This is a genomic window from Paenibacillus lactis (genome assembly GCF_017873605.1).
GTDB classification, from domain to species: domain Bacteria; phylum Bacillota; class Bacilli; order Paenibacillales; family Paenibacillaceae; genus Paenibacillus_AQ; species Paenibacillus_AQ lactis.
Genome location: NZ_JAGGKI010000010.1, coordinates 188040 through 214533 on the forward strand (window position 1 = coordinate 188040; position 26494 = coordinate 214533).

At 52.9% G+C, this 26494-nt stretch carries 21 protein-coding genes; 2 read left to right on the top strand and 19 right to left on the bottom strand.

The features are described from left to right. Window positions 1-65: 65 nt before the first annotated feature. Complete coding sequence (locus J2Z18_RS19070; protein ID WP_007130876.1) at window positions 66-1907, bottom strand: ABC transporter substrate-binding protein; 1842 nt, start codon at window positions 1905-1907, stop codon at window positions 66-68. 274 nt (window positions 1908-2181) lie between these two features. On the opposite strand from J2Z18_RS19070, the gene J2Z18_RS19075 reads away from it, so the two are divergent. Next, window positions 2182-3444, top strand: a complete 1263-nt coding sequence (locus J2Z18_RS19075; protein ID WP_040739039.1) for an ATP-binding protein — start codon at window positions 2182-2184, stop codon at window positions 3442-3444. Window positions 3445-3693: 249 nt separating this feature from the next. On the opposite strand, the gene J2Z18_RS19080 is transcribed toward J2Z18_RS19075, so the two are convergent. Further along, complete coding sequence (locus tag J2Z18_RS19080; RefSeq protein WP_007130879.1) at window positions 3694-4992, bottom strand: alpha-glucosidase/alpha-galactosidase; 1299 nt, start codon at window positions 4990-4992, stop codon at window positions 3694-3696. A gap of 203 nt (window positions 4993-5195) precedes the next feature. Here J2Z18_RS19080 and J2Z18_RS19085 point away from each other — a divergent pair, with 203 nt between their 5' ends. Then, complete coding sequence (locus tag J2Z18_RS19085) at window positions 5196-6077, top strand: AraC family transcriptional regulator (protein ID WP_007130880.1); 882 nt, start codon at window positions 5196-5198, stop codon at window positions 6075-6077. Window positions 6078-6353: 276 nt separating this feature from the next. On the opposite strand, the gene pepT is transcribed toward J2Z18_RS19085, so the two are convergent. The 17 genes from pepT to J2Z18_RS19170 form a co-directional block, all read right to left on the bottom strand. Next, on the bottom strand, window positions 6354-7586 hold the full coding sequence (gene pepT, locus J2Z18_RS19090; protein WP_210095188.1) for a peptidase T: 1233 nt from the start codon (window positions 7584-7586) through the stop codon (window positions 6354-6356). 545 nt (window positions 7587-8131) lie between these two features. Next, the gene (locus J2Z18_RS19095; RefSeq protein ID WP_210095179.1) at window positions 8132-8962 is read right to left on the bottom strand and encodes an MBL fold metallo-hydrolase; all 831 of its coding nucleotides are present in this window, start codon (window positions 8960-8962) and stop codon (window positions 8132-8134) included. A 70-nt stretch (window positions 8963-9032) separates the two neighbouring features. Continuing rightward, window positions 9033-11393 carry a glycoside hydrolase domain-containing protein gene (locus J2Z18_RS19100; RefSeq protein WP_028404529.1) on the bottom strand — a complete coding sequence of 787 codons (2361 nt, stop codon included), beginning with the start codon at window positions 11391-11393 and terminating at the stop codon, window positions 9033-9035. 12 nt (window positions 11394-11405) lie between these two features. Continuing rightward, complete coding sequence (locus J2Z18_RS19105; protein WP_007130885.1) at window positions 11406-13007, bottom strand: extracellular solute-binding protein; 1602 nt, start codon at window positions 13005-13007, stop codon at window positions 11406-11408. Window positions 13008-13059: 52 nt separating this feature from the next. Further along, complete coding sequence (locus tag J2Z18_RS19110) at window positions 13060-13917, bottom strand: carbohydrate ABC transporter permease (RefSeq protein WP_100085248.1); 858 nt, start codon at window positions 13915-13917, stop codon at window positions 13060-13062. A 37-nt stretch (window positions 13918-13954) separates the two neighbouring features. After that, on the bottom strand, window positions 13955-14872 hold the full coding sequence (locus tag J2Z18_RS19115; protein WP_050954053.1) for an ABC transporter permease: 918 nt from the start codon (window positions 14870-14872) through the stop codon (window positions 13955-13957). A 96-nt stretch (window positions 14873-14968) separates the two neighbouring features. Continuing rightward, window positions 14969-16144 carry a Gfo/Idh/MocA family protein gene (locus tag J2Z18_RS19120; protein ID WP_210095180.1) on the bottom strand — a complete coding sequence of 392 codons (1176 nt, stop codon included), beginning with the start codon at window positions 16142-16144 and terminating at the stop codon, window positions 14969-14971. Window positions 16145-16262: 118 nt separating this feature from the next. Beyond that, entirely contained in the window at window positions 16263-17333 is a 1071-nt protein-coding gene (locus J2Z18_RS19125; protein WP_312889665.1) for a LacI family DNA-binding transcriptional regulator, read from the bottom strand. A gap of 297 nt (window positions 17334-17630) precedes the next feature. Next, on the bottom strand, window positions 17631-18251 hold the full coding sequence (locus J2Z18_RS19130) for a LysE family translocator (RefSeq protein WP_007130890.1): 621 nt from the start codon (window positions 18249-18251) through the stop codon (window positions 17631-17633). A 183-nt stretch (window positions 18252-18434) separates the two neighbouring features. Then, window positions 18435-19268 (bottom strand): MetQ/NlpA family ABC transporter substrate-binding protein, encoded by an 834-nt coding sequence (locus J2Z18_RS19135; protein WP_144871011.1) that lies wholly within the window; start codon window positions 19266-19268, stop codon window positions 18435-18437. A gap of 78 nt (window positions 19269-19346) precedes the next feature. Next, window positions 19347-20051, bottom strand: a complete 705-nt coding sequence (locus J2Z18_RS19140) for a methionine ABC transporter permease (protein ID WP_007130892.1) — start codon at window positions 20049-20051, stop codon at window positions 19347-19349. Further along, a complete protein-coding gene (locus J2Z18_RS19145; protein WP_083832633.1) occupies window positions 20038-20796 on the bottom strand; it encodes a methionine ABC transporter ATP-binding protein in 759 nt (252 codons plus the stop codon). Before J2Z18_RS19145 ends, J2Z18_RS19140 begins: the two co-directional genes overlap by 14 nt. A 169-nt stretch (window positions 20797-20965) precedes the next feature. Then, window positions 20966-22936, bottom strand: a complete 1971-nt coding sequence (locus tag J2Z18_RS19150) for a tetratricopeptide repeat protein (RefSeq protein WP_210095181.1) — start codon at window positions 22934-22936, stop codon at window positions 20966-20968. 215 nt (window positions 22937-23151) lie between these two features. Next, window positions 23152-23664: a DUF3995 domain-containing protein gene (locus tag J2Z18_RS19155; RefSeq protein ID WP_210095182.1), complete on the bottom strand. Its 513-nt coding sequence runs from the start codon at window positions 23662-23664 to the stop codon at window positions 23152-23154. Window positions 23665-23843: 179 nt separating this feature from the next. After that, window positions 23844-24836 (bottom strand): ABC transporter ATP-binding protein, encoded by a 993-nt coding sequence (locus tag J2Z18_RS19160; RefSeq protein WP_007130896.1) that lies wholly within the window; start codon window positions 24834-24836, stop codon window positions 23844-23846. Between the two features lie 17 nt (window positions 24837-24853). Then, window positions 24854-25654, bottom strand: coding sequence for an ABC transporter permease (locus tag J2Z18_RS19165; protein ID WP_007130897.1), 801 nt, complete (start codon window positions 25652-25654; stop codon window positions 24854-24856). Further along, entirely contained in the window at window positions 25651-26427 is a 777-nt protein-coding gene (locus J2Z18_RS19170; protein ID WP_007130898.1) for an ABC transporter permease, read from the bottom strand. The genes J2Z18_RS19165 and J2Z18_RS19170 overlap by 4 nt, the downstream gene beginning before the upstream one ends. Window positions 26428-26494: the final 67 nt, after the last annotated feature.

Here is a 26494-nt window from a genome sequence, read left to right on the forward strand (position 1 = left end):
GAGACCTATATCAGGGCCTCATTCGTCCGCTAATATAGGTCTTTCACGCGCGTTTGATTTAACAATCAGTTATGAATCTGATACAGCGCCTTGATGCCTGCTCCATCCATCGAGATTTGAGGCGGGATATTGCTGCCGTCGCCTTCTCTCGGGAAGCCCTTCCAAACCGATTCATTGACGGTATCGAACACCCAAGGGCGGTACATGAGCGGAATGGACGGAATGTCCTTCAGCCAGATTTGGGTGAGCTCGGTATATAGCGCTTTCAATTCCGCCTCGTCCGTCGTCGCCGGAATTTTCTCGATGATGGCATCCGCCTGGTCATTCTTGTAACGGCCCCAGTTCCAGAACGCCATCTCGCCGATCGGAGCAACGCCCTTGGAATACATGATCGTTCTGGCGCGGTCCCAAGGCTGGCTTGGGTTGACGCCGCCGGCCGGCGTGTTCATGATGATGTCGAATTTGCCGGTCTGCAGATCGTTGGTCCATACCGGCGCCTCCGGGAATTTCGTGCGGATCTCGATGCCGATGGCCTTGGCGTTCTGGGCAACGATCTCCAGCGCTGCGTTCCAGTCCGACCATCCGTACGGGCATTCGATTTCAAACGGACCCAGCCGCGTGCCGTTCAAAACGCGGATGCCGTCCTTGCCCTTCTTGGCTCCGATCGAATCCAGCAAGGCGTTTGCGCCCTCCACGTCGGTCGTCCATTGCAGCGGCTTGATGGCCTCCTGATCCACGTATTTCGACTCAGCATCGGTGTTCAGCGTTAAGGAAGGCTCCATTGGCGCAGAGTAGCCGCTGATGGCAAGCTCCGAGATTTTCCCGTAATCAATCGCCATGGCGATCGCCCTCCGGACATCCGGGTTATCAAGCCCCGGCTTCGACATATTGAAGAAGATGGACGGCATGGAGCCCGGCAAATAGTACGGCGCATCCTTCAGGTATGTTCGGACAGGGGCGCCGTCCTCCCACATTTTCCATACCTGCGGAATGAACTGCTGGGATACGTCGACCTGACCGCTCTTGAATGCCAAGTCGCCCGCGGCGTTATCCTTGTAGATGACGTGGGTAATGTATTTCGGTGCCGGCAGCTTGCCGAACAGCACCTGCCCCCAGTAGTTGTCGTCCCGGACGATCGTGATCTTCTGGTCATTGTAAAAATACATCTTATACGGTCCCGTTCCGATCGGGTCGGCGTTCACTTCCTTACGGATCGTCGCAAGATCATTGCCCGCCTTCTTCTCGATTTCTTCCCAGACATGCTTCGGCAGCATCGGAATCAGCTCAATGCTGTCCAGCACGGTCAGCTTGTTGGGATTTTTTTCATTCAACGTAATAATTACGGCATGGGGGCCATCGGCCTTTACGTCCGCAATATACGTCCAGAAGCTGCTCCAATTGATGTCGTATTTTTTGCCGAGCTGATACGTATAAACAACGTCCTCCGAAGTGAACGGCTTTCCGTCGCTCCACTTGGCCTCCGGATGAAGCTCAACCTTCATGTTCAGATCGTCCGTCCATTCGTACTTGGTGCCGAGGAGCGGCTCCAGCTCCCCTGTCAGCTGGTTGACCATGAACAGCGTTTCGTAGACCAATTCCCGGGAGTTCCCATAGTTGATCGGAAACGCGGCGTTCCCGCTGAGCAGGTTGAAATTCGTCGGTGCCCCCCACTGCAGGCCGTTCACATACAGCGTTTCGTTTCTAGGCGTCGCCTTCGGATCTCCTTGCGGTGCCGGCTCATCCTTGCCCCCCGGGGCCGGTGTCTCTCCTCCGGACGGCGGCGTTTCTCCCCCGGACGGCGGAGGCTCGGTTGCCGATGGCGGCGTAACGCCCTGGCATCCGGCAATAAAGAAGGAAATGGCTAACAACAGAATGAAGACGGGTCTCATAACGATTTTCAGCTTCACTCGTGAACCCTCCATTCACAAATAATGTGCTCATCGTGCTCGTTCCTCCGGCAAAAATGCCGGAATTGTGCTGCCGCTTCGCCGGAAGCGTTTTCTCGATGAATTTATATGTCCCTTCATTTCTTCTTTAGTACAGATAAATTTTGAATCCGAAATATGAACCCCAAGGATTTTGAAAGGTAGGCGTCGAATTTTTGGAGGGCGTTGATCATGAGCAAACGTGGAGGAATGGAATCTAATTATCCTAGCGAAGCAAGTAAAGGAGTGTTGTCTGCTGACTGTGATTAAGGATACTCTACTGCAGCTCTTATTTGCGTTAATGCCTTCCGTTGTCTACAACATCTATTACAGGAATCTGACCGTCAACTATTCCCGCAGCTTCATCATCATGATCTGTTCGCTTTGCCTGATCCTGTCCATGACCTTCGCTTCATCGGTGCAGGCTGGGCTGATCTTCGATATCCGCTATGTCATTATGTTCTTCGGCATCCTGTTCGGAGGGCTGACAACGGGCTGGATATTACTCGTCGAATTTATGATCTACCGGCTATACATCGGCGGCACCGGGGTGATCGACGCCATCATTATTCTTGTGATTACGTTTCCGCTATCGGTCATGCTCGCATCGGTGTATCAGAGAACGCGGCATCGGCTATGGATCGTTTTTACGGCCGGAATCAGCTTCTCCTTCATCCCGCTTACCGTACTCTACATCACGAAGCCTGATTACATTATGAACCAATTGGTATTTAACATTCTGGCCATCCCTGTTCAAAATTCCCTTGGCATCTGGCTGCTGATCACACTGTTCAACAAATCGGTAACCGACAAAGAGCTGTCCTTGAAATATATCCAGAACGAGAAAGCGGAGGCCGTCAATCATGTCGCCGCCTCGCTCGCCCATGAAGTCCGCAACCCGTTAACCACCGTCCTGGGCTTCCTGCAATTAATGAAGAGCGGAACCTTCTCTCCCGAAAAAATGAACCGGTTTCTCGAAATCAGCATGGAGGAAATCCGGCGAACCGAGCAGATTTTGTCCGAATATTTGTCCATCAGCAAGCCGGCCGCTTCGCTCCAGCAGCGACTTGAGCTTATTTCCCAAATGCAGGCCGTTGTCGAGGTTATGACCTCTTATGCGAATATGAATAATGTCGCACTTCACGTCCGCTGCCCCCAGACGCCGATCTTCATATCCGGCAGCACAGCGGAGCTGAAGCAGCTGCTGGTCAATTTCATTAAGAATGCCATCGAAGCCAGCAAGGACGTCACCAAAGGTACGGTGGAGATTTCGATTCGGGAGGAGCCGCCTCATGTCGTCATCCAAATCGAGGACAACGGAATCGGCATGACCGAGGAGCAGTTAAACCGGCTGGGCTCCATTTACTATTCCACCAAAATGAACGGAACCGGACTCGGATTAACCTTCTCCTACCAGGCCATCCGCGCGATGAACGGAAGCGTATCCGTCAGCAGCGAGCCGCTGTCCGGTACGACATTTCTAATCCGGCTGCCGATTGCAGAGGGGGTGAAAGGCTGATGGAGGCCGGTGCACCTTTCGGTGCTGCTGTGCTGGTGCTGCTGTGCTGGTGCTGCAATGCTGTTGATCCAATATTTGGTACTACAATGCCGGTGCTATACTCCATCAGTAAAAAAGATACCGCCTTCTATTCCGAGCCCGCCCCGTCAATATAGAATGAGCAGCCAAACTCCCGTCTGCCCACGCAAAAAAGGCGGGAATACCTCCCGCCTCGCTTGCTATTTCTATTCAAGAAGCCTGTGATTTCGTTTAGTGGAATTTCGGCAGCCAATCGCCGTGCGCCTCGATCAGATCGTCGCACAGGCTCTTGATGTCGTCCATGGACAGCTCTGCCGCCGTATGCGGATCCAGCATCGCCGCATGATAGATATGCTCCTTCTTGCCGGTCGCAGCCGCTTCCAGCGTAAGCAGCTGGGTGTTGATATTCGTGCGATTCAGCGCAGCGCACTGCGGTGGAAGATCGCCCACGTAGGTCGGCGTCACGCCGCTCGCATCCACCAGGCACGGCACCTCGACGCACGCTTCCTTCGGCAGATTTGTGATCAAGCCGGTGTTCATCACATTCCCCCCGATTTTGAAAGGAACATTCGTCTCCATCGCTTCCAAAATATAAGACGCATACTCATGGGAGCGCTTGTGCGTCAAATCTTTATTGTTCACCAGCTCTTCGCGCATCTGCTTCCAGCCCTCGATCTGATTCACGCAGCGGCGCGGGTACTCGTCCAGCGGAATGTTGAAGCGCTCGATCAGCTCCGGATAATTCCGCTTAATGAAATACGGATGATACTCGGCGTTATGCTCCGAGGACTCGGTAATATAGTAGCCGAAGTTCAGCATCATCTCCAGGCGTACCATATCGTGATGCTTCTCCTTCTGCTTCTCGGCAGCCCGCCGCTTGATTTCCGGATAGAGGTCAACGCCGTCCTTCGTAACCTCGAGCAGCCAGGCCATATGGTTGATGCCTGCAATCTTGGCCTGCACGCCTTCCTTGTCCATCCCGAGATTATCGAACAGATGCGGAATGCATGCCTGCACGCTGTGGCACAGACCTACCGTCTGAACACCGCCGAGCGTGTTCATCGCATTGGTCAATACCGCCATCGGGTTCGTATAGTTCAGGAACAGGGCATTCGGACATACCTCCCGGATGTCGGCCGCAAAATCCAGCATGACCGGAATCGTGCGCAGGTTGCGGAATATCCCCCCGATCCCGACGGTGTCGGCAATCGTCTGTCTCAGCCCGTATTTCTTCGGAACCTCAAAATCGGTAATCGTGCATGGGTCATAACCGCCGACCTGAATCGCATTGATCACGTACTTCGCGCCCCGGAGCGCTTCCTTGCGGTCGCTGTAGGATTTGATGACGCAGGTGCTGCCGCTCGTCTTCTTTATATTATTCAGCATGTTCTCGGAGTCTTTCAGTCTTACGGGATCAATGTCAAACAAGGCAAGCTCGAACCCCTGCAGCGCCGGAGTCTGCATGCAGTCTCCCAGTACGTTTTTGGCAAAAACACTGCTTCCCGCTCCGATAAATGTAATCTTGGACATAATAACGCCCTCCTTAAACCCAATGTATTCATGCGCTTTCACATGAATAACTATATGTGATTCCTGCATCCTTGAATATGGAGCAAAACAAGGGCGATATGGACATTTGTCGTTTCATCCATTAATCTATGGGTGACTCTTAAAGATGCATTCAGGGCTTAAGATTATTGAACAAGGAATCCTCCAAAGGGGGCTGATACACGATGTCCATCCTGCCTGACCACTCCCTGTACGCGATCGGCATGAACCCTTCCCCGGGCGCCCATGACCTAACCATGCTGTTCAGCGGAGAAGGCATTCCGGTACCAAGGCACAAAATCGGACCGGCCATCCACGACTACTGCTTAATTCATACGGTGACCGACGGCGAAGGCATATTCGAATGCGCCGGCAAGGTATATCCCTGCAAGGCGGGTGATACGTTCATCATTCTTCCGGGCGTTCTGTTCAGTTATCAGGCGGACGACCGGAATCCATGGCACTATCATTGGGTCGCCTTTCAGGAGAAAGGGGCTCCCTTGCTGCTTGCGGATATGGGGATTACCGCCGCAAGACCGGTCATCCGCTGCAAAGACCCGGAGGAGCTGAAGGAGCTTAAATCCATGTACAGCCGCATTCGCCTCGGCTTCAATCAGTCGGATTATCCGCGGCTTGAGGATCTGCAGGGCTCGGCCTGGCTCCGATTGCTGCTATACAAGCTTGCCATGCTGAATCAGCAGCATCTGCCTTCAAGGGAGCGGGATGTAGCTGATATTGAACGCGGTGTAAGGCAGGCGGAGCGCCTCATCTCGACGCAATATCACCAGCAGCTGTCGATCGGGCAGCTGGCGAGCACGCTCGGTTACCACCGCGCCCATCTCTCGAAGGCCTTCAAGCAGCATACCGGGTTATCCCCGATGCAGTATCTGATGAAGGTGCGAATGGAGAAGGCGAAATCCCTGCTGAGGACATCCTTTTCGATTCAAGAGATCGCCTCTTCGGTCGGCTTCAATGATGCCCTCTACTTCTCCAAGCTGTTCCGCAAATGGACGGGCATGACTCCCAGCGAATACCGCAGCGGCCCGGGTAAAGGATTGTCTGGATAAGCGGAGCGGGGGCGGGAGTGGCAGGAGGACCGGCAATGGCCTGTCCAGCCCTGGGTCCCCGGCAAACGCAAAAAAGCCGCCGGGACGTTGCTCCCGGCAGCTTTGGCCTTTGATAGCCTTGTCATGTTCAGCTTTGCCGCTTTGCTGTCATTTGTCAGCACTGAAACTTCCAGCTTGTTGTCATTGGTCAGCACTGAAACTTCCACCTTGTTGTCATTGTCAGCTCTGCAGCTTCCGGCTTTGTTGTCATTGTCAGCCTGTGATTGCAAACCTGGCCTATGCTCTTGCCTCATAGAGCTGGACAATCTCGACGATCGTTTGGACCGCCTGCATCATCGTGTCTGCGGACACGTATTCGTACCGCCCGTGATAGTTCTCCCCGCCCGTAAATATATTCGGCGTCGGCAGTCCCATGTAGGACAGCTGGGAGCCGTCGGTACCGCCGCGAATCGGCTCGATGATCGGCCGAATGCCCAGGTTCTCCATCGCAGCCTTCACAATCTCCACCACTTCGATCACCGGCTCGATTTTCTCGCGCATATTGTAATATTGATCCCGCATTTGCAGCACGATCCGTTCGGCTCCGTACTTCTGCTGAAGCTCCTCCACAATGGAAGCCAGCTTCGCTTTTCTTTCCTCGAAGCGCTCCCGGTCATGATCGCGAATAATATATCGGAGCTCGGTCAGCTCGACATCGCCCTCAATGGAGGTGAGATGAAAGAAGCCCTCGTAGCCCTCCGTGAACTCCGGCGCTTCCTCCGCCGGCAGCATGCCGTGCACTTCCATCGCAATTTTGGCAGCATTCACCATTTTAGCTTTGGCCGTTCCGGGGTGTACATTCTTTCCTTTGCATGTCACCAGCGCCGCTGCCGCATTGAAGCTTTCATATTGAAGCTCTCCGACCGGTCCGCCATCCATCGTATACGCATATTTCGCTCCGAAAGCCTCGACATCGAATTTATGCGGTCCCCGGCCGATCTCCTCATCCGGCGTGAACGCAACCCGGATCTTCCCGTGCTTCAGCTCCGGATGCTGAATCAGATACGACATGGCAGTCATAATTTCGGCAATCCCGGCTTTATCGTCGGCGCCAAGCAGCGTTGTCCCATCCGTCGTAATGAGCGTGTGGCCCTTGTAGTTAGCCAGTTCCGGAAAATCTCGCGGAGAGAGCACCACGTTCTGATTCGCGTTAAGTACGATATCTCCTCCGTCATAGTCTTCAACGATCTGCGGCTTTACGCCTGCGCCCGTGAAATCCGTTGCCGTATCCACATGCGCCAGGAAGCCAATCGTCGGGATATCCTTGTCCGTATTCGCCGGCAGGGTAGCCATGACATAACCGTTCTCATCCATCGTCACGTCCTCCATGCCGATCTCCTTCAGCTCGTCTACAAGCAGACGGCCCAGTGTCAGCTGGCCCGGGGTCGAGGGGCAGGTGTTGCTGGTTTCATCCGACTGGGTATTGATTTGCGCATATCGAATCAGTCTGTCGATCACTTCTTTTTTCATCATTCTCAACTCCCGTCATACGTATTTCGATTTTGTACTGTCATATCGTAGCAATTGGACTTGCTGTGGATTGGATACCCGGCTCTTTGTATCTATATCGATATTCTTCACTATAAAGTGTCAGGCTAGCCAGCCATCCCTTCCTTAATCATCCATCATTATATCCAGTTGCCGCCGCTCAGGTCAATTTCACCAGAGGAGAGGGGATGACCCAAAAGATCTTAGATCTGGTGGGATGCCTTCTTTTTCTGTTAGGAGGCGCTCCGTTTACGAATCGTTCCTTCCATCGCTGCTGCCCCCAAATTTCGGCCTCAAACTTACGAACAGCACCAAGAAAGACTCGGAGACCGGAACAGCTACAGCAAATCGGACCATGGCGCCTCGTTCATGCGGATGAAAGAAGATGCGAAATGGCGGTGCAAGGATCACATCCTTAGCACCGCCATTTCTTCATTTGATACGTTTTTGATCTAAAAAACAATCTGTCGAGTGAATAAACCTACTATTGCATCAGCTCCCTCGAATACAATAGAACTCCTGCCCCCTTATGATTCAGGGAGGATATGAACCGTCAGTCCATCGAAGGCGCACTGGGCGCCGAATTGACCGACCTCTTCCGCCAATTCATGGTGCGGACCGACGGATTGGTGGGAGAAATGAGTCGCAATGAGCTGTGTCTGATCGGTAATGGCCCCGATGCGCTTCAGCCGTTCCACCATCCGGCCAAAGTCCGATCGATTGAGGTGCTCTTTTCCGGGAGGACGGTTCCAGATCGTCCCCTCCAGCACAACGGCGTCAAATCGGCGCCCCTGCAGCGATTCCCATACGTCTTCCTCGTAATACCCGCTATCCGATGCATATAGGAGCGAAGCCTTCCCATCGTCGATCAGGTAATTCATCGCATCGCCGATCCGCAAGTGATGGCAGGCTGCAATGGCCGTAACCGAATATTCCTTCAGCCGAACCGTTTGCCCCGGATGAATGATACGCCTTAGAATCCCGGCCCCCTGGTCATTCCCGCCGGTGTCCTCCCATTTCGTCCAAACCGAAGGTCCCGCAAGCATCGTCAGCTCCGGCAGCTCGGTTGCCAAACGAAACGCTTTGCCCCGGAGCATCAGATTAACGGGATCGAAATGATCGAGGTGGCTATGGGTGATCAATAAGCAGTCCAGGTCGCGCAGGGCAATGCCCAGCCCGGCACAGGAGGCGAAAATATCCGGCCCAAAATCGATGAGCAGATTATCATTGATTAAGACGCTCTGCCGCCGCCGGTTGTTATGTCCGCCGTTTTCTCTGGCATGCTCGCACGTCAGGCAGTCACAGAACGGGGAAGGAATTCCTTCCACAGCCCCCGTTCCCAGAAAAGTCAGCTTCATGCGTTCCCCTCTTTTTATCAAAATGGAGTTGCTAGGTACCCGATTGATAAGCTGCTCCGCCACACCTGCCTCACGGTGTCATCGGATCCTGAGGCGCGGCAGAAGTAAACCGGAAGTTGTCGAAATACAGGGTCTGCGGAGCCGACTGGCGCCACATCCAGATCTCAATGCCCTTGATCCGGCTGAGGTCCAAATTCACCTGCCGAAGCGGAATGCTAACGGTTTCGCCGCTGCCTGCGCGAATATACTGCATGAAGGTATCATCGCTTTTCCCGTCCAGCTGATGGAACTTGACGTAGAATTGTACCGTCTCGCCAGGATTGAACACGTCGAACTCCAGCGTCTCGAATGCCGACCAGTCGCTGCTGCGGAATCCTTTCCCTGCATCAAACAACCGCAAATTCGGAAAATTCACGTTTGCCGAAAACACAGCCTTCATGGAGTAGGTCCCCTCGGTGACATTCACCTTGGCAAGATCGGTATCCACCGTCTGGGATGTGAAGCGGTTGATCGCTTCATCGGTTTCGGCATCGTTTAAAGCGACCGTATACGGAGCATGGGTTTCATAAACGACAAGGGTCCGATTCACGGTTTTGGACGATCCGTCCTTGCTCACGACGATATCCAGCTCTTGGGCTCCGGGATCCAGGCTTAGCACCAGCGAAAATTGATCGTGCTCTGCTCCCTCAGCGGTTATCGGCGCTTGCTGTCCGTTCACCGTTACCTCCGAGCCTTTCTCCGCATAGATCGAAACCTCGCGGCTTCCGTCCGCTGGGCTGCCGACCGTAACCAATACCGGCGCACCCTCCGAAGCGGTAACGATCTCCTGTGCAATCTCGCTTCGTACCTGCATCACCTTCTCGGGGTTCTCTTCGAAAGTTTTGATGTTCTCATACAATCGGTCATAGAATGGGCGCATCGCATCCCGATACGGGAAGGCGTCCGCTATGCCCAGCTTCGAGGCAGCTTCACGCAGCTTCTGCTCATACAGCCACAGATACTCGTAATCCTCCATGCTCTCGCGGAGCACTTCCAGACGGATCGTGCCAATCGGGCCGTCGACGCCTACTTCCGTTCCGGGATAAAACAAATATCCATCGCCGTTCGCCCCGGGGAATGCCAGCGGATCGGTCCATACATCACGGCTGACGTATTTCTTCTGGGCGGCATCATACTTCTGGAACTGGGTCGTCGCCCAATATAACGTGCCCTCCACGCCGTAATCGCGCTGCATCCAGGTTAACAGCCGCGTTCCGACCAAGTCATCATCCAGATGATAGGAAGGGAACGGATGCTTCGGCTTCACATAGGTGTACCACCAGACCGAATCGCCGGCGGCCTGCCGCTCCTTGGCGAAAGCCTCGTCGAACTTTTCAATATCCGCTACCCAAATATCCACATCCCCGACTAATTCATCGACCGGCTGAATCGTAACGAGATGCGGAACATCGGGAGCCGCCTGTTCGAGAGCATCGTTGATCTGCTTCACACGGGCATATTTATCGCGTGTCGGTTCATCGATCTCGGACACATAATAATACGCTTTAGACAGCAGGCCTGCCTCCCTTAAACGATCCACCAGCTGCTTGTTCCGCTGTATATCCGGCTGCCCGTCAGCCGTCCGATAATACGGCAAGCGGTAGGCGGATATTCTCGGATCGTTTACATACTTTGGCGCCCGTTCAACGTAGCTGTTGATGTCGGAGTCCGGAATCGGCAAGTATCCCGGCGTCAGGCGGTGCTCAACGGATGCGTAGTAGTACTTCTCGATGTACTTCCATGCCTCCTCGCCCACGACATTGCCGTGCGCTTCCTGAACCGGTCCGCCCCAGACCCCGAAATTGGTTTTGGCGTGGCTCTCATCGGTAAGCTCGAAATCCCATACGGTGAGTTCGATTGGGATTCGGACCGGATTTCCTGTTTCGTGCAGTGTCATTTCTCCAGTATACGTACCGGGATGCTGCCCTTTGGGCACATAGACTTTGAACCAGATCCCTTGATTATGTCCTTCGGCTACTTCCAATTGCTGATTCAACGGGATCAAGGCATCCGGATACCAGCCTTTCGGATAAGCCGGCGTTGTGGAAGTCTTTACTTCAATGTAATGCTGTTTGAACAATTGAATATGCTCTCGGCCGATTTTGGCGCTTCCGTCCGTAAGCTTCAGATCGCTCATGGATACCTGCAGCTTGCGTAGTGGTTGATTGGCTTTCACGATGACCTGGCCGCTCTCATATTCATTGCGTGCGGCTCCGATCCGAATGCTGGAATTGGTTTCGCCCGGAAAAGCCTGATCCCGCATCACCTTCTCCGTATTGGTCGGCACCCAAACATCGAACAGGTCGCCCTGGCTAGCCGCGGCCGAACCGGGCAGGAAAGACGTCAACAGCAGCATCACCGACAGCAGAGACAAGCAAGCCTTTTTCCACATCCTATCGCCCTCCTACTCGGCCTTGTACCGATTATATGCAGCTGTATAGATTTCGAGATACTGCGACAATCCCATTCTCTCAATGGTGCTTACATATTTATCCCATTCGCTGAACGGTACATCGCCTACAACAAATTTGGCCGTCATTTCATCAACATACTTATTGATGTCCGTATGAAGCGGCGTGAACTGGGTAAGCTCCTCCTGGGTATACGTAAACTGCGGCCATACCTCCTCCGGCCACTGGCCTTCAACTTTCGCCGCGGCTGCGAGGCTTGGCTCTGTCGCTTCACCGGCCTTGAAGGTTTTGTCCGTCAGCATCGCCGGGTAGAACCCGCCTGCCCATGAGACGAATTTTGACTGCTCCTTCAGCGCTTCCTCGGTATATTCAATCGAACCGTCAGGGTTCTCTACATAACTGACATCCTTCACGCCCATGAAGAACAGCTTGCTGCCCTCCTCGCTGTAGAAGTGGTCAATCCAGCGGACCGTCGCTTCCGGATGCTGATTTTTATCGGTGATGACAAAAGCCCCGACATCGATCAGCGGAGAACGCGCTCTTGAGAAAATCTGGTCGCCGTAAGGTCCCTTAAGCGTCGGAGCCCCTACAAAATGCTCGATCGTTACCCCGCCAATCGCATGCGGACTGTTGGTTTCCGCGGAGCCGACAAGCCCTTCATCCATCAGAGCGTTCACCTGTGGACCTTCGATGGTCATGATATCCTGAACCATGAGGCCTTCCTTGTACAGCTTATTCAAGTATTCCAGCACTTCTTTGTATCTCGGATCGGTAGGGATGAACCGAAGTTTACCGGACTGCGGATCCATATCCACCCGTCCATGAATATTCCCCCGGTTGCCGAGCCCCCACGCTCCCTTCAGTTCATCGAGCAAGGATCCAATGCCGCTTGCGGCATACGGAATTTCGTCCGCCTTGCCGTTCTTGTTCGGGTCCTGGGTCTTGACCGCCTTCAAGTATTCGTAATATTCGTCCGTCGTTTCGGGCTCCTTCATGCCGAGCGCGTCCAGAAACGCTTGGTTGTACCACAGCTTGGTTCCAATAAGCACCGATTTAAAGTTCGGGTCATAAAACGTCGGGAAGGAATAGATGTTGCCGTCAGGCATCGTCATTCCTTTCTTGACCTCCGGATGCTCCTCCAGGAGCTTCTTGAAATTCGGCGCATACTGGTCGATCAAATCATTAAGCGGAATAAAAATGCCCTGGCCTCCATAATTCATCAAATCATTCGCAGACAGCCGCGCCGTGTGGAAGGCATCCGGATAATCGCCGCCGGAGAGCACCAGATTCCGCTTCTCCGCCAGACTCTCTGCAGGCGTCAATTGAAAATCGACTTCGATGTTCGTCTGCTTGGCATATTCCTTCCATACCGGGAGCGAGTTCCAGTCCGCTGGAGCCGAAGCGGCTTTCCCTGCGAAGAACGTAAGCTTGATAGGCTCCTCCACGATCGGAAACCCTGTAGGATTTACAGCCGTTTGCTCCTTAGGCTCCTCCTCCGCCGCCGGCTTTCCTCCGCTGCCGCAGGCGGTTGCCAGACTTGCGGTCAACACGCCTGTGAGCAGGACTTTAGTGAACCGCTTGAAATGATTCCCCATCTTTTCTCAGACCTCCACTTTTCGAAATATATTGCGAAACAAGAGCCGTTTTCTAACCCTTGAGAGCGCCGATCATCATACCCTTGACAAAATACTTCTGAAGGAACGGGTACAGCAGCAGTACAGGTAAATTGGCCACTATGACGATGGCGTATTTAATCGCCTCGGCCTCCATCAGATGCTTCTGCACCGATAAATCCATGCTTCCGGCCATCTGGTCCACTTGGGATTTGATCAGGATTTCCCTTAAGAACAGCTGCAGCGGGTATTTATCCCGATCATTCAGATAGATGAGTGCGTTGAAGTAGGAATTCCAGTGCCCCACGCTGTAAAACAAAATCATAACCGCGATGATCGGCATGGAGAGCGGGAGCACGATTCTCCACAGCGTCTGCATATTGGAGCAGCCGTCGATCGAGGCCGATTCCTGAATCTCATTCGGAATGGAGGTCTGGAAGAAGGTGCGCATGATGATGATGTTCCACACCGATACCGCGCCCGGAATGATCAGCGCCCACATCGTGTTGATCATCCCGAGGTTTTTTACGAGCAAATACGTTGGGATGAGGCCGCCGCTGAAAAACATCGTGAATACGATGTAAGCCGTGATGACATTCCGACCCGCGAAATCTTTGCGCGATAACGGATAGGCTGCAAATATGGTCATAACCAGATTGATTGCGGTGCCCACCAATGTGTACAGCAGCGTGTTCGCATAGCCGGTCCATATTTCCTTATTCGCAAAAACCAGCTCGTAGCCGATAAAGGACAAATCCTTCGGAAACAGCCACATTTCTCCTCTCGATACGGTGAGCGGGTCGCTGATCGAGGCGCTGACGACAAAAATCAGCGGATACAGGACAAGCAGCAGGATAATGGACAGCAAGATATAAATTACGATGAGTGTCATACGATCCTGGACGGATTCTTTCACCCTGATCCCCTCCTTACCATAAGCTAGTTTCATTGACTTTTTTGGCGATTCGGTTCACAAGCACGAGCAGCACCAGATTAACCAAGGAGTTAAACAAGCCGACCGCGGCGGAGAAGCTGTACTGGGCTCCCAGAATCCCCTGTGTATACACATAGGTGGAGATCACTTCGGAGCTCTCGATATTCAGATCGTTCTGCATCAGATAAATTTTTTCAAAGCCGATGCCCATGATCTGCCCGACATTTAAAATAAGCAGAATGACGACGGTTGGCATAATGCCGGGCAGGTTGATCTTCCATATCCGCTGGAGCCTGCTCGCTCCATCCACTTTGGCCGCTTCGTGCAGCGTCGGGTCGATTCCGGCGAGCGCCGCAAGATAAATGATGGAGCTCCATCCCATGCCCTGCCATACACCCGAAAATACATAAATCGATTTGAACCATTCAGGTTCCGTCATGAATGAGATGCGTTCACCGCCAAAAAAGGCGATAAGGTGGTTAATGATGCCGTTCTGAGGTGAGAGAAAAATGATGATGAGTCCTACCATGACGACCGTTGATAGGAAATGGGGGGCGTATGTAACCGTTTGGACAAAACGCTTGAAATGCCGGTTGCCTACTTCATTGAGCAAGAGTGCCAGGATAAGCGGAATCGGAAATCCGATGGCCAGCTGATACAAGCTGATCCCGAGCGTATTCAGAATCAATCGGTCGAAATAAAAGCTGTTAAAAAAACGCTCGAAATGATCAAACCCGATCCATTCGCTGGCCCATATCCCCTTAGCCGCCACAAAGTTTTTGAACGCGATTTGTATGCCGTACATCGGCAGGTAATCAAAGATAAAGAAATAAAGAACGACGGGAGTAATGAGCAAATATAATTCCCAATTTTTACGGAATGTTCGGCGAAACGCCCTCCACTTCGCGGGCACGGCTTCTCGGGCCTCCGTTCGCCTGGCAGGTGCTGTATTCACTAAGAATCCCCCTCCTTCGCATCGTTGGAGCGTGTGGTTCTATCGGCATGTCGATCAAGTCCCGGATAGGCTGCTCTTCTGTCCAAGCATCCAGGGCTCCGGCTCCTTTACATAAACTAACTGCCCCCCCTTTCTCATCGATTCCGTTGCGGCTACGCCGACCGCTACGCTCATGCGGCCTGCGATCGGTTCGGCGATGGGCTCCTTATTTTGCAGAATCATATCCAGAAAATCCTCGCAAATGATCGGATCGGCTCCGTTATGCGAACCCTCGGCTTTCTTAATCTCGTAAATCTTATCCGATAGATCACGCCAGGTTTGGGACTTGCGCGTTTTGACGTAAACCCGCTGTGCGATCTCATCATTCTCGATGCGGCCCTCGGTGCCGATAATGGTGTAGTTCCGCTGATAGTCAGGCGTGAAATGACACTGCATATACGAGGCTTTGATCCCCCCGTCCAGCTCCATTAACACCATGCTGTTGTCCTCCACGTCGATTTCCTCGCGAAAAGCGCATTGCACAAGCGGGCCCGAACGGTATTCGGGACAAGTCGCTTTTTCGCCGCATTCCGGGCACGTAAGCTCATTCGGCTTCGTTCCGCCAAAATAATCCACCCCGCCGAAAGCGGCTACTTTCTTCGTATATCGCCCGGTCAGCCAGTGAATCAGGTCGATATCGTGGGAAGCCTTCTGCAGCAGAAGCGAGGTTGTATTCCTTGAGCTGCCGTGCCAGCTGTGATAGTAGTAATCGCTGCCCAAGCCTACGAAATGTCGAACCCATACCGACTTCACCTCTCCGATCTCCCCGCTGTCGACAATCTCCTTCATCGTGCGGTACATATTCATATAGCGCATATTAAAACCGATCATGAAATGTTTCCCTGATTGGGCCCAAGCAGTCAATATCCGGTCACAGCCTTCGACCGTAATGGATAACGGCTTCTCGCAGTACACATGCTTTCCGGCCTGCAGCGCTGCAACCGCGATTTCATCATGGCTGTCATCAGGGGTTGTAATTACGATCGCATCAATATCTTCCCGCTGCAGCAGCTCCCTGTAATCCAGAGTAACCGCCGCCTCGGGGTTAATATTTTGTTGAAATTTGGTTAGTCTGAGAGGATCCGTATCCGCACCTACAACGACGAGGGATCTCCCGTTTGGCTGATGCCAATACTTCGTAAACCCCGATCTCCAACCCAGTCCAATAATTCCTAATCGAATTTGATTCATTTCCTTCTTCCTCCGCCAATTATTTTTGGCCCCAAAATCCTATCCGATTTTCCAATAAGGGTATAGAAAGAGAGGAGGTACCGTACCAGCACCTCGATGATTTATGTGTACACTCTTTCTACTCCCGAAAATAATCCGAAGACTGCCGCAGCATCAACTGATAAGGCACAAACAGCTTGAACGGCAAAGGATTCTTGCCTTCGATTTGATCGATCAGCACCTTGGCGGCCATCATGCCGATTTCCTCCTTGGGAATATGAACGGTGGATAGCGGAGGAGAAGTATACTGCGAGACCTCGATATTATCCAGGCCCACGAAGGCGACATCCTGAGGAACCTGAAGCCCATGCTCAGCCGCCGCCCGCATCGCGGATATCGCCATCATATCGCTCGCAGCGAACATGGCGGTCGGACGTTCATGGTCCGGGAGGCTTAAGAGCTCGTACATAAGGGTATAGCTGTTATTCACATCCCAGCCTGTGTTCAGGACCAGCCGCGGATCCATATCCAGCCCGGCTTCCTCCATCGCATAACGGTAACCGCGATACCGCTTCTCCCGCTCGAGATCCCCTGTAAGTCCCGCCCCGCCGATAAAGCCGATCCGGCGATGCCCCCGTTCGATCAAATGCTGTACGGCCGATTTCGCCGCAGCCACGCGGTCATAAAGAATCACGGGCACGGTCGAATCGGATATATCGATGCCAACAACCGCAGGAACAGATTGTTTGATAAATTCATACACATTCGGGTCAATTCCCTCGATGATAATCATGCCGTCGAGCTGGGCATCCTGTGCTAGCTTGTTCATCGCCCCTTCACCCTTGATTTCATCCATCGTGAGCACATAAGTGAGCACGCCGTTCAGCTCGGACAGCTTTTTCTCAATCCCCTGCAAAATCGGCGAGAAATAAGGATGATTATACTTGTTTTGCGTAACGGATACGATGCAGCCAATCTGGCGATACCCCGTTGTCTGCGGAGGATGATTCTTCTTTAGAGACGGCCGGGCGGATTCGTTGAGGGCATAGCCAAGCTCTTTGGCCGCCTCGACAATTTTGGTGCGGGTGGCCTGGCTGATGTGCCGGCTCGTATCGTTATTGATGACTCGTGATACGGTGGAGATCGATACTCCAACATGGTTTGCTATATCCTTTAAAGTAGCAATAATGGAACTCTCCTTTCTCTCAATCCGCGATCAAAAAAGCAATTCAAGACAATATATGTACCCAAAACTATGTACCCAAAACTATGTACCCAAAACAATGAATTATTTTGGCACTTTGGCCCAAACACGAACTGCTGCTAACGTCATGATAACAGCCGTTTTCGGTTGGTGTCAAAGAGTTTTTTGTAAATTGACCGTAAATTTTTTGCATATTATTTGGGGCCAAACTTAATACAGAGATAACAATGAGCTCACATTCAGCTCTCCACCTCCCTAAACGAAAATAAGGACAGGCCTATGCGTACCTATCCTTTAAAATATTTATTGCCCTGTTCTTTGGACCCTAAAGATCATATTCAGTCCGAATCCGATTAAAACAACCCCTGTGGCTTTATCGATCAGGCTCTGAATTCTCGGGGACATGAGCCATTGTCGAATATAACTTAACATAAGAACGATGGCCGTAAACCAAACCATGGAAAGCACGACATAACAGAGTCCCATCATTGCAAACTGCATGCTAGAATTGTAGTCCGGCGATACGAATTGCGGTAGAAACGTCAGGAAAAAAATCGCAACTTTCGGATTCAAGGTGTTGGTTATTAGCCCTTGCATAAACGCCGATTGCTTGGATGCGACAGGTTGAGCATGAGTTTGCGCCTGCTTCCGGCTGACCAAGGATGATACCCCTATGTAAATTAAATAGATGGCACCGACATATTTAATGACCTCGAAAGCGAGCGCAGATTTCATTAAGATCAAGGATAGACCGAGTGCGGCTGCTGTTGTGTGAACCAACACGCCGGATGAAATACCCAGCGCAATTTTTAGCCCCTCTTTCCTGCCGTCCGAGAGCGTCCGTTTCGTGATTAATGCGAAATCGACCCCCGGTGACATGATTAGAAAGATAATCAATACGAGAAACGTCAGGATGTCATTCATGATTGCTCCCCCACAATAGCCAAAAAATTTTGATAAGTAATACTAACGCGTGATTCAGCTTTTTTCAACCCTTGAAATGATCCATCAATCTGAACCTTAAATGACTTCCTAATCGTAAAAAACCGCCCCTCTCGGAGCGGCTTCAAAGAACAAGTAAAAATTCAGCTATACCTATAGCTTAATTTAGAATGCAGGCAGTGCAATCTCGGAGTAGTTATCCTCGAAAAACTTCTTCACTTCCTGGCTCGTCATCGCCTTCGCCAGCTTCTGGATCGGCTCGGAATCGACATTGTCTTTGCGCGCAATCAGCGTAATCGTGAACTCGGAATCTTTGCCTTCCGTAATCAACGCATCGTTCTTCGGCGTCAGGCCAAGCGGCTTGGCATAAGCCGGAGTCATCGCAACCATGTCCACATCGTCCAGCGTACGCGCCAGCATGAGCAGATCGACTTCCTTGAACTTGTAGTTTTTCGGATTGTCGATAATATCCGCCTGCGTCGCTTTAATGCCGACGCCTTCCTTCAGCTTAATCAAGCCGTTCTTCTCGAACATGACCAAGGAACGTCCGATGTTGGAAGGATCATTCGGAATCGCAATCGTCGCACCTTCGGGAAGGTCCTCGATCTTGTCGTAACGCTTGGAGTACGCCCCGAACACCGCGTTATAGATCGGCACCACCGGTACGAGCTCCGAGCCGTTATTGGCATTGTATTCTTCCATGTACGGCACGTGCTGGAAGAAGTTCGCATCCACTTCCTTATTCGCCAGCGCATTGTTCGGCTGCACATTGTCGGACAGGATGACGATTTCCAGGTTGATGCCTTCCTCTTTCAGCTTGGGCTTCGCCATTTCGAGCACATCCGTCATCGGCGGGATAAGCGCAGCTACCTTTAGGGTAACCTCCTCGCCAGCTCCGGATTGTCCGCTCTCTTGATCTTCTTTACCATTCTGCTTCTGTCCGCAGCCGGCAAGAAGTAGGATCAGAGCCAGCATCATTAACGCCATTTTTTTATTCATCGTCTTTGTTACCCCCATGTAAAATAAGTGATTTGTGTAAAATGTAACTGCATGTGTAGTGCAAATGCCCGCGGACGCTCAGACTTTCCGTTTGTCGAGCAATCTTGCAGCCAGACTGCCCGCAAATTGAATCGATTGCACCAAGATCACCATAATGATGATGGTAAACACCATGATTTCGGTCTCAAAGCGCTGGTACCCGTAACGGATGGCAAAATCGCCGACCCCGCCGCCGCCGACGATCCCCATGACCGTCGAGTAGGAAATGAAGCTGATGGTCGATGTCGTAAGGCCGAGCGTAAGGCCCGATCTGGCTTCGACATACAGAAACTTGAAGATGATCTGCAGCGTCGACGCACCCATCGAAGAGGCCGCCTCCAGCACTTCCTTGGGCACCTCCAGCAGCGACTGCTCAACCAGTCTCGAGTAGGATGCGATGGCGACAACCGACAGCGGAACGGCAGCCGCCAGCGTACCGATGGATGTCCCGACAATAAGGCGGGTGAGCGGGATCATGATGACCACCAGCAGCAGGAAGGGGAAGGAACGGATGATATTGACCAAGCCGTTCATGACGGAGAACAACGGGCGGTTTTCGTACAGCTGCCCCTTCCGGCATAGAAATAACACTGTTCCGACCGGAAGACCCAGAAATACGGCCGCAGCAATCGAAATGCCGACCATGACGAAGGTTTCGCCGATGGCGCGCCATATTTCCGTGTCATACTGCTGCACATATGTGAAGTAATCGTTCAAATATTGAATAATGCTAGGCGCGTCCATGGTCCGGTTCCTCCGCTTCCCTTGATGCTTCTGCCGCCAGCCCGGTTTGAGAGAGCCCGGACGATGATTTTACGTCGTAGGTTCTCGTTAACCGCCCCTTCTCCATGACGGACACCCGATCGCAAATCGCGTGCACCGCATCCATCTCATGAGACACGATGACGATGGTAACGCCAAGCTCCCGGTTAATTTTCCGCAGCACATCCAGGATGCCGGATGTCGTCTTCGGGTCAAGCGATGAGGTCGGCTCATCACAGAGCAGAACGGAAGGGGAATTCGCCAGCGCTCGCGCAATGGCGACACGCTGCTTCTGCCCCCCGCTGAGCTGCGCCGGATACTGCCTCATCTTGTCCTCCAGCCCGACGTATCTCATCACTTCAAGTACGCGCTGCTCCCTGATTGCCCTCGGAGTCTTTGCCAGCTCGAGCGGCAAAGCTACATTTCCATAAGCCGTCCGGTTGCCGACCAGCTGAAAATGCTGAAAGATCATGCCGATCGACCTTCTCGCTTCCCTGAGAGCCCGGCTTCCGAGCGCGGTAAGCTCGAGGCCGTTCACCTGCACGCTGCCCGAATCGGGGCTCTCCAGCACATTCATCAAACGCAGCAGCGTCGACTTTCCGGCTCCGCTTGGACCGATGATTCCATGAATCGTTCCCTCAGCGATGTCGAGGGATACATTGTTTATCACTTGATAATGTTCATTACCATCAACAAAGCTCTTATTCACCTTCTGCAGCGAGATCAGAATACATCCCCCCTTGCCTGTCTTGCTCCCTCACATGAAGAAAGCCCGCGCGGCTGGATCAGCCTGCGAGCAACGAGCTGCAACAATAACATTAGAATCATACCATAAGTTCGGATAAAGTGTGAGCCATCTTGCGGTGCTTTTAGGCCAAGCATTTTTTACCTGGAAACTAAGACAAGTACAGCTGGTGACCGTACATCCCCGTCAATCGTTCAACCGCCCGCTCCAAGACATCCTCCTCGAAGCCCTCCAAACCTTGGATCGCCTGGATCTTGTCTCCCGGAGACATCTCCTTATCCAGGTGAAGGCTCCAATTGACGATGGCGTTAACAGCCTCCTCCGTCTCAAATTGGCCGTAATAAATATGCGCTTTATACAGATAGCTGTCCGCATGATTCGGGACGGCTTCGAGCACCTGATCAAATGCATACAAGGCGGCATCCTCGTCATGGTCCTTGTAGTGAATCTGACCCAGCCGGAAATAAGCGCCCGGATGCCCCGGCACAAGCTCCAGAAATTTCATCGTATCTTCCTTGGCGCGGCTGTAATCCAGCATGGAATAATAGATTCCGCTTCTCAAACTGTACAGATTACCGAACTCCGGATCGAGCTCCAGACCCTGCGAGCAATCGGCAAGCCCCCGCTCCAGCTGGCCGGTCTCCACGAAGCAGATTGCCCGGAATTCATAGAATCGCGGATTGCCCGGAACCGCCTGTATCGCGTTGGAATAAGCATCGATCGCAAGATCCCACAAGCCCATCTCCTTGTAGATATGCCCGCTGGCCGCCAGATAGGTCGGATGGGTGGAAAAGTCCTCGTCCAGCTTGACCGCCTCCTGCAGCTCCAGCAGCGCTTCCTCATTGCGCCCCTGCAGGTACAACGCATAACTGAGCTTGTTTCTGATCTCGGAGGCATCCTGAATTTCGATCGCGCTCTTCAGCGCCTTCTCGGCAGCGGGCAAATCATGCATCTCCATATGAATATCGGCGCGCTGTACGAAATTCGGCGCATCGTCCGGCTCCAGCCGGAGCAGCTTATCGTTCAGCTTCAGCGCCTCCTCGTTGCGTCCGAGCCGGTAATAGCTGTCCGCCATCCAGTAGCAGACGAGCGGCGACTCGGGCATTCTGGCATACAGCTTCGAGATCAGCTCGAAGGCCGGCTCCTCCAGCCCGTCCTCGCGATAGAGCCGCGCCAGCTCGAAGTAGCCGCGGTAATCATCGGGAGCCGCTTCGATCGCACGCTCCAGATCAGCCTTGGCGGATTGCATGCTGCCGGATTTTTTGTGGATATCCGCCCGCTTCAAGTACAGCTCATAGGCTTCCGGGTAACGCTCGATCGCTTCCGATATATACGCCAGCGCCTGATCGAAGGCCCCAAGCTGCAGGTGCAGATCCGCCATATGTTTCCGGAACGAATACGCTTCCCGCATCTGCCGCTGAAACGACAGAAACGCGCCGTAGCTGTAATTCGTGCTGGAAGCAAACAGGGCATAACCCTGGTCGGCTTCCGCTTCATACCGGTCTGCTAGCTGGATCCCTTCCTGCAGGACGCTCACCGCTTCCTTCAGTTCATCCATCAAGTCCAGGCAAACCGACAGCATGTAATAATACATCGGAATGGCTCGGGAAGGCTCCTTGATGCTGACACGGAAGCAGTTCGCGGCCTCCGCCGGATTCCGGCTCTCATAATACGTCATCCCAAGCTCATAATACGTGGAAATGACCGTGCTCGGATCTTCCCGCTTGATCGATTCCTTAAGATCACGGATGGCCTCCTCGTACCGGTTAAGGTCTTTATAGGCGATCCCGCGGGTATACCAATTCATATAGTTGTCCGCATTTAATGCAATCGCCTGGTCCAGGTCCGCGATAGCCTCCAGCTCCCGGTCCATCTCACGCAAAATATGAGCCCGCCGTTCATAAGCACGATGGCTGCCGGTGGTCTCGATCACGCGGCCCAAATAGTCGACAGCCTCATCCGAATAGCCACCGTTATGCAGCAGCTCGGCGTAGAGGAGCTTATCATTAAAGCTCGTAATCCCGCCCTCGCCTTTTCTCATATATTTCAACGCCTGTTCAAAATCCTGTTTCTTGCGATAATAGTTTCCGATGCGCAGCCAGATCCGCTTCATTAACTTCATGCCGGTTCACCCTCTATATATGTAAATACAAGTTCAAATCTCTGATCTTACTCCTACTGTATGACGGTTTGCAATAAAATGCAAAGAGGACCCCGGAGGTCCCCCGATATGATATCTATTATATTGTACAATGTTTCCGGAAATGTCCACTCTTTCATCCATTAGAATTTTGTAACCTTCGATTCCGGTCGTATCCGGCCGGTCGACGGGATCCCTCAGCCGGTGACCCGCGACGGCTCGGTCTTCTTCTTGCGGATCTTTGCGGTATACAATGCAGCCGTCCCCAGCGATATTCCCCATACGAGAAAGAGTCCATACCAGAAGTAGCCCCACACCGCCATCGGGCTTGCATCCTGGACCGCAAAGGCGGGAGCCGATTGCACGCGGCCAATCGCAAGCTGAAATTTCAGGACAAAGTATGAGAATCCCCATAGCGTTAGACCTGCTGAACCGATCCAGGCCGGGATGAGAAGCAGCAGCTTCGGCAGCCTCTCTCCCCATGGCATGGCAAAGGCAAACGCGAACAAAGCGCCAAAAACCGCTAAAACTCCCATTCCCCAATATCCGATCAAGACGCTCCAAAATTCACCCGGCGCCCCCTCGAAGTCGCCTGGGAAAGCCAGCCCAATCCCTAATCCCCACCAAAAATGGGGGAGTGCATACATGAGCGCAGCCATACCGGCGATGTACCCGGCCATTCTCGCTCGTGAACGATTCTTCTCCATCATCTCTATCACCTCTATTAGTTGTTTGAACAGGCGTAGGTGATCGGCGGTATAATCATACTCTCCATCCCGGCAATCGTAGTCCAGCCTTTCGTTCAACTAACAGTCTACATGCCGTTATGAAAAGTAAAGCGACCTCAAGTTTAAGATTGGGTTAAAATGAAAAGCGATATGAAAGACAGCTAGTAAACCTTGTGAATGACATCCTCGAAATCCGGATCCTGCATATCGATGTCATCCAGCTCCCCCCATTTCCCCAGCTCCTTGACAATTTCCAGCGTATTCATTTCGCGCCGGTTCGCCTCGATCGTTACGCTCTGGTCCAGAACGCGGGTCACTCGGATTCGGGCCTGGGTCGAGCTATCGCCAGTCGCCATAAATGACTCCGGGATTTGGAACGGTCCCCGGAAGGTGACCGTAATGAGGGTAGGCAACCCGATGGAATCGCGAAGCGAGCGAACCGTTCCGTCATAAGACAGCCTTCCTTCGTTAATCACCATCACCCGGCTGCACAGCTGCTCGATATCATCCATGTCATGGGTCGTAAGCAGAATCGTCTTCCCGAATTTCTCGTTGATCAGCTTCAGAAAATGGCGAATATTGCGCTTGGCATTAACGTCGAGGCCGATGGTCGGCTCGTCTAGGAAAAGCACATCCGGATCGTGCAGCATGGCAGCGGCCAGATCGGCGCGCATGCGCTGTCCGAGCGACAGCTTGCGCACGGGCGTTTCCCAGAACGCCTGCAGATCGAGCAGCTCCGTAAACTGTTCGAGTCTCCGCACTTTGTCCGCCTCATCGACGGCATACATTTTGGCCAAGATATCAAATGAATCCCGAACCGGCAGATCCCACCACAGCTGACTCCGCTGGCCGAACACCACGCCCAGGCGCTTGACGACGGCTCGCCGCTCCCGATGCGGATTCATCCCCCCGATGATCACCTCCCCGGAAGTGGGGTGCAGAATGCCGGACAGCATCTTGATGGTCGTTGATTTACCGGCTCCGTTCGGTCCGATGTATCCGACGAACTCGCCCCGGTCCACCTTGAAGCTGATCCCCCGAACCGCCTCCTTGATCCGGTATTCCCTCGAGAACAGGGTCCGGATTCCAGAGAAGCGCCCTTCCTTGACAACGGGGGTTTTGAATGACTTGCGAATATCTTGAACTTCGATCATGCTGTTTGCCTCCTTCCTTAACTGCCCGTGCTTTGGTATTTGGTCAAACCGAACTGCCAGAATTTCAAGCTGAGCGCGAGACAGAGCAGCGCGGCTCCCGCCAAAGCCGGCAGCACCCACCATCCCAGCTCGCCGCGAAGTATGTATAGGGACGGGACATAATTCACGAGTCCGACCGGAACGAGGATCAGAAGAATGGACGACATCCATTTCGGGTACAGCGTCAGCGGGTATTGGGCTGCGGTCCTTGCGGCGTCCTCCGTCAGATTCTGCAGCTCGGTGATTCGGGTCGTCCAGAAGCCGAAGGTCGCGGTAGCAAGTCCGATCGAGAACAGGATGACAGCCCCGGTCAGGATGATGTATAACGTCTGCGGTACAGCGCTCCATCCCACCTGCCCGCTCCCCATCATGCCGCTCAGCGACCACCAGAGCAGAAAGCCTCCTTGCAGCACTTCGCCAAGCATGATGCGGAATTTTTGCGGCATCAGCGCAAGCAGCACCGGCATCGGCCGCGTGAGCAGCTGGTCCAGCTCGCCGTTCACCAAATACTTTTCCAGATGGTGGACTTCATCAGCGAACGTCCGGTACAGCGTCTTCGATAAGGTCATCACCGCGAACAGATAGCCGATTTCGTGCATCGACCACCCCTGAATGGCGCCGAATTTATAGAGCACGATCGCGACCATCAGAAATTCGGAGATCTGAATCAATGCGGCCAGGATGGAAGCCAGCACAAAATTGAATTTGTATTGCATGCGGCTTTTGATGCTTGTACGTATCAGCAGCGCATACAGCGACAGCCAGGATTTTGCGGTCATCCTCCCTGCACCTCCACCTTGCGCCTCAAGAAGCCGGTCGCCAGCAAGCAAGCCAGCGTAAGCAGCACGCACCAAAATAACGTTCCCCACAAATAAGAGACGTTGCCAAAACCTAAATACAATCGAGTCGGAACATACAGCAGATAAGGGTACGGAGACCACCAAGCTGCCGTTTGCAGCCAGCCAGGCAGCCATTCGATAGGAATAAAGAAGCCTGCGAGGAGGTTGATCATCGCATGGTTGCCCCAATACAACCATGAGGATTCCGTCGTCCACAACGCGGATGCGCCGATGAGATAATTGATGCAGATCGATAAATAAGCTGCACCAGCCAGCGCAAGGGCTACAAATAGAAGATCCGATGCTTTTCCGGGAAGTTCCAAGGAAAATGCGAAATAGTACACCACGTAGATCGGAATCGATTTGTAAATGAATTGATAAGCGATTTGGCCCCATTCCTTGGCCATCAAGTGGCTGAACAAATGGACGGGACGCATCAAATCCAGGGAAATATGGCCGGTTCTGACGGCTTGGGGAATGCCGAGGCCATTGGTGATGAAGCTGGAGATCCAGAGTGCGGCTTGGGTAAAGGCGATATAGCCGACCATCCCTTGCGTTCCGTACTCTCCAAGCGCATGATCCGCACCGAGACCGATCCAGATGCACGCGTACATGAAGCCGAACATCGCGCTTGCGATATTGTGCACCATGTGGGCCCCGCGGTATTGCAAATTGCGGGCATAGGCTTTGGAAGCCAAAGTGAAATAAAGCATGCAGCACCTCCGATAAGCATATTAGACGGCGGACCCGTCCACTTCAGACAAGGCGAAAATGAGAGAA

Bases quoted from the DNA above. Each gene is read 5' to 3' on its own strand.
- J2Z18_RS19080 (WP_007130879.1), bottom strand. From the start codon at position 4,992: ATGTCCAAGATTACATTTATCGGAGCGGGAAGCAGTGTTTTTGCCAAA.
- J2Z18_RS19085 (WP_007130880.1), top strand. From the start codon at position 5,196: ATGTCCATCCTGCCTGACCACTCCCTGTACGCGATCGGCATGAACCCT.
- pepT (WP_210095188.1), bottom strand. From the start codon at position 7,586: ATGAAAAAAGAAGTGATCGACAGACTGATTCGATATGCGCAAATCAAT.
- J2Z18_RS19095 (WP_210095179.1), bottom strand. From the start codon at position 8,962: ATGAAGCTGACTTTTCTGGGAACGGGGGCTGTGGAAGGAATTCCTTCC.
- J2Z18_RS19100 (WP_028404529.1), bottom strand. From the start codon at position 11,393: ATGTGGAAAAAGGCTTGCTTGTCTCTGCTGTCGGTGATGCTGCTGTTG.
- J2Z18_RS19105 (WP_007130885.1), bottom strand. From the start codon at position 13,007: ATGGGGAATCATTTCAAGCGGTTCACTAAAGTCCTGCTCACAGGCGTG.
- J2Z18_RS19110 (WP_100085248.1), bottom strand. From the start codon at position 13,917: ATGACACTCATCGTAATTTATATCTTGCTGTCCATTATCCTGCTGCTT.
- J2Z18_RS19120 (WP_210095180.1), bottom strand. From the start codon at position 16,144: ATGAATCAAATTCGATTAGGAATTATTGGACTGGGTTGGAGATCGGGG.
- J2Z18_RS19130 (WP_007130890.1), bottom strand. From the start codon at position 18,251: ATGAATGACATCCTGACGTTTCTCGTATTGATTATCTTTCTAATCATG.
- J2Z18_RS19135 (WP_144871011.1), bottom strand. From the start codon at position 19,268: ATGAATAAAAAAATGGCGTTAATGATGCTGGCTCTGATCCTACTTCTT.
- J2Z18_RS19140 (WP_007130892.1), bottom strand. From the start codon at position 20,051: ATGGACGCGCCTAGCATTATTCAATATTTGAACGATTACTTCACATAT.
- J2Z18_RS19150 (WP_210095181.1), bottom strand. From the start codon at position 22,936: ATGAAGTTAATGAAGCGGATCTGGCTGCGCATCGGAAACTATTATCGC.
- J2Z18_RS19155 (WP_210095182.1), bottom strand. From the start codon at position 23,664: ATGATGGAGAAGAATCGTTCACGAGCGAGAATGGCCGGGTACATCGCC.
- J2Z18_RS19160 (WP_007130896.1), bottom strand. From the start codon at position 24,836: ATGATCGAAGTTCAAGATATTCGCAAGTCATTCAAAACCCCCGTTGTC.
- J2Z18_RS19165 (WP_007130897.1), bottom strand. From the start codon at position 25,654: ATGACCGCAAAATCCTGGCTGTCGCTGTATGCGCTGCTGATACGTACA.
- J2Z18_RS19170 (WP_007130898.1), bottom strand. From the start codon at position 26,427: ATGCTTTATTTCACTTTGGCTTCCAAAGCCTATGCCCGCAATTTGCAA.